Raw genomic sequence first — 5,841 nt, forward strand, 5'->3', positions numbered from 1 at the left:
CAGTGACCACCACAGGGGACTGGGGAACGACCTGGGAAACTATGAGCGGAATTGCTGTTCCGAAAACTCCCACGGGAAGTATGTTGCCCTTCACCATCCCGCGCCCTATCACTTTGCGCTTCACGTACTGCTCGAAGCCTGGGCTGTAGCGCATGGCTTCGCGCGGGGAAAGCACTATGCGCTTGGCTTCCTTCACTTCTATGCGCTCGAGCTTGACTTTGTCCCCGAGCCCGACTCCGGTGTTCTGGCGCACCGTGCCGTCCATGCGCACCATGTCCAGCCCTTCGTCTTCCGGGTGGCTCTGCCAAACTACCGCGATTGCGGACTTCTTGCCGCTTAATTTCACGAAATCCCCGGTAGCGAGGTTGAGCTCCTTCTTGGCTTTGGAATCTATGCGGACTATGCCGCGCCCTATGTCGTTCTGGAGCGCCTCTGAAACCTTCAGGAGAATGTTTTTTCCGTCCATCCCAACACCCCAATTATTTTCTCTTCCAGTCTTATAAACCACTACCTGCCGAACAGGGTTTCATCTATGCGCCCTGCCATCGCGCGCAGCAGGCGCATGCGCCTGAGCATGTCAGCTTCGACTTCCTCCACGGTCTTTTCCAGGCTTCCCCCGCGAAGGTAGTATTCGCGGCCGCGCCGCACTATCAGGCCTGCGCGCATGAACGTGTTCATGTGATAAACTACTGCAGCTTGGGTAACGTTGTTCGTGCGCGTTATCTCTATCGTCTTCACGCCGCCGCCTTTCCTGCTCGCGTCCAGGAGATGCAGGAATATGTCGAATGCGAGCCGGTCCCTTTTCGGGTCCATGTCCAGGCATTTGCACATCCACACCAGCTCGGATTTTACGTCGCTGGAATGCGGCGCGTCCAGCCCCACTATGGTTATTTTCTGCACTCGCTGGGCTCCCATGGAATAGATTGGAAAGGATAAATTTAAAAGGATTTGTTAAAATAATAAAAGATTACTTAAAATATTGCAGGCACGATTGCATGGCTGAGAAATTACCCAAGAAAGAGGAAATTGCGGAGATAGCGCACGAAGAGCCGAAGGAAATTTCCGGAGCGAAGGGGATGAAGGAGCTGGGTACGGAGAAGAAAAAGCCCGAGATTGGCGCGGACGAAAAGCCTGGGCTTCCTGAGGAGAGCGGAAAGGAGCTTGAGGAGGATTTGGTAAGGCTGCAGGCTGAGTTCGAGAATTACAGGAAAAGGACGCAGAAGGAGATGGGCGAGAGGAAGGAATTGGGGAAGATGGAGCTTGCGAAATCCCTGCTCAGCACGGTGGATGAGTTCGAGAATGCGCTCGGGCACCTGAAGGGCGAGGAGAAGAAGGGGATGGAGATGGTGCTTGCGAACATGCGGAAGGCGCTTGAGAAGGAAGGAGTCAGGGAGATGAAGTGCGATGGGGAGAAATACGACCCGTACATGCACGAAGTGGTTTTGCAGCAGGAGAGCGAGAGGGAAAGCGGAACTGTGCTGCAGGTCGCGAGGAAAGGGTACCTGTTCGGGGAAAAAGTGCTGAGGCATGCGCAAGTCATAGTTGCGAAAAAGAAGGAAATGGTACAGGCGAAAAAAGATGACGATGCAAAAGGCGGAGATGGAGGGAAAGAAAAGGAATGACGCGAAACGCGAAAATGAAGAAAAATAAAAGGTGAATGATATGGCAGGCGAAAAAATAATAGGGATTGATTTAGGAACTTCAAATTCTGCTGCTGCGGTCCTGGAAGCCGGGAGGCCGGTCATAGTTCCAAGCGCAGAGGGCGCTTCGCTTTATGGAAAGGCTTTCCCGAGCTATGTTTCAATAAATGCTGACGGAACCAGGATTGTCGGGGAGCCGGCGAAAAGGCAGGCTGTGGCTAATCCGCACGGGACAGTGAGCGCGTTCAAGAGGAAGATGGGCACTAATTACTTGTACGAAATCCACGGGAAGAAATACAAGCCCCAGGAGCTTTCTGCGATGCTGCTCCAGAAAATCAAGGCGGATGCAGAGTCGTTTTTGGGCCAGCCGGTGAAGAAAGCCGTAATTACCGTCCCTGCTTATTTTGACGACAACCAGAGGCAGGCTACGAAGGACGCGGGCGAGATTGCGGGGTTGGAAGTTGTGCGGCTGGTGAACGAGCCTACGGCAGCGTGCCTTGCCTACGGGCTGGACAAGGCCGGGAAGGACATGAAGGTAATGGTGTTCGATTTGGGCGGAGGGACGCTGGACGTAACCATCATGGAATTCGGGGGTAATGTTTTTGAAGTGAAGTCCACGAGCGGGGACACCCAGCTCGGAGGAACGGACATGGACAACATAATAGTGGATTATCTGGTGGACCAGTTCAGGAAGGAGAGCGGAACGGATGTGAGGAACGACGCACAGGCAGTGCAGAGGCTCAGGGAGGCGGGGGAAAAAGCGAAGATTGAGCTTTCAACGACTTTGCAGAGCGAGATAAGCCTGCCGTTCCTGGCTTCGGACGCGAAGGGGCCGAAGCACTTTTCGCACAAGTTCACAAGGGCTAAGCTCGAGGAGCTCGTGAGGCCGGTGATAGAGAGGTGCTCCAAGCCTGTGGAGCAGGCGCTCAGGGACGCCAAAATGAGCCCTGCGGACATACACAAGGTCATTTTAGTGGGCGGGCCTACGAGGATGCCCATGGTGCAGAAGTTCGTGGAGGGGTTGGTCGGGCCCAAGGTGGAGCGCGGAGTGGACCCGATGGAATGCGTCGCGATGGGAGCCGCGGTGCAGGCAGGGGTGCTCGCAGGGGAAGTGAAGGACATCCTCTTATTGGACGTTACGCCGCTCTCGCTGGGAATAGAGACGCTCGGAGGGGTTTTCACCAAGCTTATAGACAGGAACACCACCATCCCGGTGAAGAAGAGCCAGACTTTCTCTACAGCTGCGGACATGCAGACCTCGGTGGACATACACGTGTTCCAGGGGGAGCGGCCGATGGCGAGGGACAACATAGAGCTGGGGAAATTCGGGCTGGTTGGGATTCCGCCTGCGCCGAGGGGAGTGCCCCAGGTTGAAGTGACTTTTGACATAGACGCGAACGGGATTCTGCACGTGTCTGCAAAGGATTTGGGGACAGGGAAGGAGCAGAAGATGAAAATCGTGGCTCCGCACAAGATGGGCAAGGAGGAGATAGACAGGAAGATGAGGGAGGCAGAGGAGCATGCGGAAGAGGACAAGAAGACAAGGGAGCTTGCCGAGGCGAAGAACTCGCTGGAGTCCATGATTTACACAGGGGAAAAGACGCTCTCGGACTTCAAGGACAAAATCAATGATGAGCAGAAGAAGAAAATCGAGGATGCTTCCAAGGCTGCGAAAGAGGCGCTCGCCTCCGAGGACCTTGCGAAGATAAGGCAGGAAATGGAGAACTTGAAAAAGGTCCTGCAGGAAGTGGGGGGAAGCATTTACGGGCAAGGGGCCGGAAACCAAGGAGGAGCTGGGGATGGGCAGGGGCCTGGAGCCGGCGGGGAGGAGTTCAAGGGAAGTTACGGGCCTGGCCCGGACGAGGGAGGCGGCAAAGGCGATTACGTGGACGGGAAGTACGAGAAAAAGTGAGTGAACGGATGAGCTGATGAGCAAGCGGGACTATTACGAAGTGCTGGGGGTTTCCAGGGGCGCGGGCAGGGATGAAATCAAGAAAGCGTACCGCGAGCTGGCGCTGAAATACCATCCGGACAGGAACAAGGGCGCCGGGGCCGAGGAGAAGTTCAAGGAAATTTCCGAGGCTTACGCGGTGCTCGCGAACGACGAGAAGAGGGAGCAGTACGACCAGCTCGGGCACGCGGGCTTTGACCAGAGCTTCTCGCGCGAGGACATTTTCAGGAACGCGGATTTTTCGGATTTCGCTGACCTTTTCAGGCAGTTCGGATTTGAGGATTCGCCTTTCTTTTCCCAGGGCAGGCGCGGGAGAGGAAGGGCCAGCTACGGAGGGGATTTGGAAACCGAAGTGGAAGTGAGCCTTGAGGAGGCCGCGAAAGGGGTCAAGAAGGAAATACGGCTGGACAGGCACGTGCTTTGCCCGAGATGTTCTGGGAACGGGGCTGAACCAGGGTTCGGGTTCAAGACCTGCCAGAAGTGCAATGGGCGGGGCCAGGTGGTGCAGACGCAAAGGCTGGGCCCGATGGCGTTCAGGAGCGTGAGCACGTGCAATGCGTGCGGGGGGGAAGGAAGGACCGTGGAGAGGCAGTGCAGGGAATGCGGAGGGAGCGGAAGCGTGAGGAAGGAGGAAAGGATAGGCGCGGGCATTCCTGCAGGAATACAGGACGGGATGAGGGTGAGGCTCGAGGGGGAAGGGGAGCAGGGACGTGGCGGGAGCGGGGACCTTTACATCCATGTCCATGTGCTTCCGCACAGGATTTTCCAGAGGAAGGATGATGACCTTTACGTGGACGTGCTCATAACTTTCGGCCAGGCGGCGCTAGGGGCAAAAATAGAGGTGCCCACCATAGACGGAAGGAATGCGAAGCTGGACGTTCCGGCAGGGACTGCGAGCCACACGGTTTTCAGGATGAGGGGGGAGGGGATGCCGGACGTGCGGAGCGGAAGAAGGGGGAGCGAGATGGTGCGCGTAATCATCCAGGTGCCGAGGAAAGTTTCGCAGAAGCAGAAGGAACTGATTCAGCAACTTGAGGAATTGGGCAAGAAAGAGAAGGGATTTTTCGGATTTTAGTTGAAAATGTTTTGTTTGCGCTGGTGGTGTTATTGTAACTATAGTTACAATAGCTGGCGCATTTTTTAACTTATTTTACCAAGGAGTATTGGTGATTGGATGGCCGCTCCAGCGCAAAAAGAGAGGAAAAAGGAGGATAGCCCGAATGTAATACGTTACATGAATCTCAATAACAACATTATCGGCGCATATCTCACTCTGAGCTACAGGGACATGGTGCTTTGGCATGACATGGTCAGCGACGCGCTGGCAGGCAGAGGCAGGAAAGGCACTGACAAAGCCAGCGTCTTCAACGGCTTGACTGGCGCCCTGGTGAAAAGCGGGAGGATTGACGCTTTCACCTCGAAGCAAGTTTTCACTGATGTCAGGAAGATACCTGCTGAAATAAGCGATGAAAACGCCCTGGCAGTATTGATAATGTTTGAAGACAGGGAACTCCGTGCGGATGAGAGATTGCGGGAAATTTTCAGGAGCGCGCTTCGCGCTGGCGGCATTAAAGGATTTGAGAGCGAATGCAAAAAACAGAGATGGGAGGGGAATTGGGAAGCCGCGCAATACAGGGCCAAAAAGATGCTGGAGCCGGGCGCTAAAGCAGGCCGCCTGGAGGCGGTCCCAATCAATAACCAGGTGGCTAGGTTTGCCAGGGACCAAAAAGAGATGGAGGATAAAATCGGCGAAAGCAGCAGAAAACATCAGGCTTGACTTTTCAGCGAACCCCCCACCACTTTTCCTTCCTTAATTTCTATGAACATTTCCTTCCCGACAAAATCGCTCTTCTTGAGCTCCACCACGGTTTCCAGCTTTATGCCCTCAGCTACGTTCGCGTTCAGGATTTTGAGCGCCTCTTCCTTTGTGAATTCATGCTTTTCGCCATTGATGGTGATGGACAGTTTCGAATCCGAAACGACCAAATCCTCGATTTTTCCCCCGATTCCGGCCTTTTTCCTTTTCACCATCAGCCGCGATTCGGAGTTCATGTGCAATTCGCTGTTCTTAACTCTTGCGCTTTCTATCTTCACTTCCGCGCCCGGAAAAAGCCCTTTCCCGCGCTCCACGCCACCCCACATAACCACGCGCGCGGTGTTTTTCCCGTCTGAAATTGAAAACGAGAAGAATTTCCTCTTCTGCCCATCGCGCTCGTATTCCTTCAGCTCCCCTGCGTTCTCGACATAGCC

Annotated in this window: 7 protein-coding genes; 4 read left to right on the forward strand and 3 right to left on the reverse strand. The window is 54.8% G+C overall.

The annotated features are described in order from the left end of the window. Both WC488_04235 and WC488_04240 read right to left on the reverse strand, forming a co-directional pair. Positions 1-466: hypothetical protein (locus WC488_04235; GenBank protein MFA5077608.1), on the reverse strand; the 466-nt coding region annotated here is incomplete at its 3' end. A gap of 41 nt (positions 467-507) precedes the next feature. Continuing rightward, positions 508-915, reverse strand: coding sequence for a hypothetical protein (locus WC488_04240; GenBank protein ID MFA5077609.1), 408 nt, complete (start codon positions 913-915; stop codon positions 508-510). Positions 916-995: 80 nt separating this feature from the next. On the opposite strand from WC488_04240, the gene WC488_04245 reads away from it, so the two are divergent. From WC488_04245 to WC488_04260, 4 genes are all read left to right on the forward strand, one after another. Next, positions 996-1,622, forward strand: a complete 627-nt coding sequence (locus WC488_04245) for a nucleotide exchange factor GrpE (protein ID MFA5077610.1) — start codon at positions 996-998, stop codon at positions 1,620-1,622. A gap of 40 nt (positions 1,623-1,662) precedes the next feature. Further along, positions 1,663-3,552: a molecular chaperone DnaK gene (gene dnaK, locus WC488_04250; GenBank protein MFA5077611.1), complete on the forward strand. Its 1,890-nt coding sequence runs from the start codon at positions 1,663-1,665 to the stop codon at positions 3,550-3,552. Between the two features lie 16 nt (positions 3,553-3,568). Further along, positions 3,569-4,666: a molecular chaperone DnaJ gene (gene dnaJ, locus WC488_04255; protein ID MFA5077612.1), complete on the forward strand. Its 1,098-nt coding sequence runs from the start codon at positions 3,569-3,571 to the stop codon at positions 4,664-4,666. Positions 4,667-4,765: 99 nt separating this feature from the next. After that, positions 4,766-5,368, forward strand: a complete 603-nt coding sequence (locus WC488_04260; protein MFA5077613.1) for a hypothetical protein — start codon at positions 4,766-4,768, stop codon at positions 5,366-5,368. On the opposite strand, the gene WC488_04265 is transcribed toward WC488_04260, so the two are convergent. Continuing rightward, positions 5,359-5,841 (reverse strand): hypothetical protein (locus WC488_04265; GenBank protein MFA5077614.1); only part of this gene is annotated, 483 nt, incomplete at its 5' end. The genes WC488_04260 and WC488_04265 overlap by 10 nt on opposite strands.

It is taken from the genome of Candidatus Micrarchaeia archaeon (genome assembly GCA_041650355.1).
Classification (GTDB): Archaea; Micrarchaeota; Micrarchaeia; order Anstonellales; family Bilamarchaeaceae; genus JAHJBR01.

Coding starts and splice junctions, on each gene's coding strand:
- WC488_04240 (MFA5077609.1), bottom strand. CDS start 915: ATGGGAGCCCAGCGAGTGCAGAAAATAACCATAGTGGGGCTGGACGCG.
- WC488_04245 (MFA5077610.1), top strand. CDS start 996: ATGGCTGAGAAATTACCCAAGAAAGAGGAAATTGCGGAGATAGCGCAC.
- dnaK (MFA5077611.1), top strand. CDS start 1,663: ATGGCAGGCGAAAAAATAATAGGGATTGATTTAGGAACTTCAAATTCT.
- dnaJ (MFA5077612.1), top strand. CDS start 3,569: ATGAGCAAGCGGGACTATTACGAAGTGCTGGGGGTTTCCAGGGGCGCG.
- WC488_04260 (MFA5077613.1), top strand. CDS start 4,766: ATGGCCGCTCCAGCGCAAAAAGAGAGGAAAAAGGAGGATAGCCCGAAT.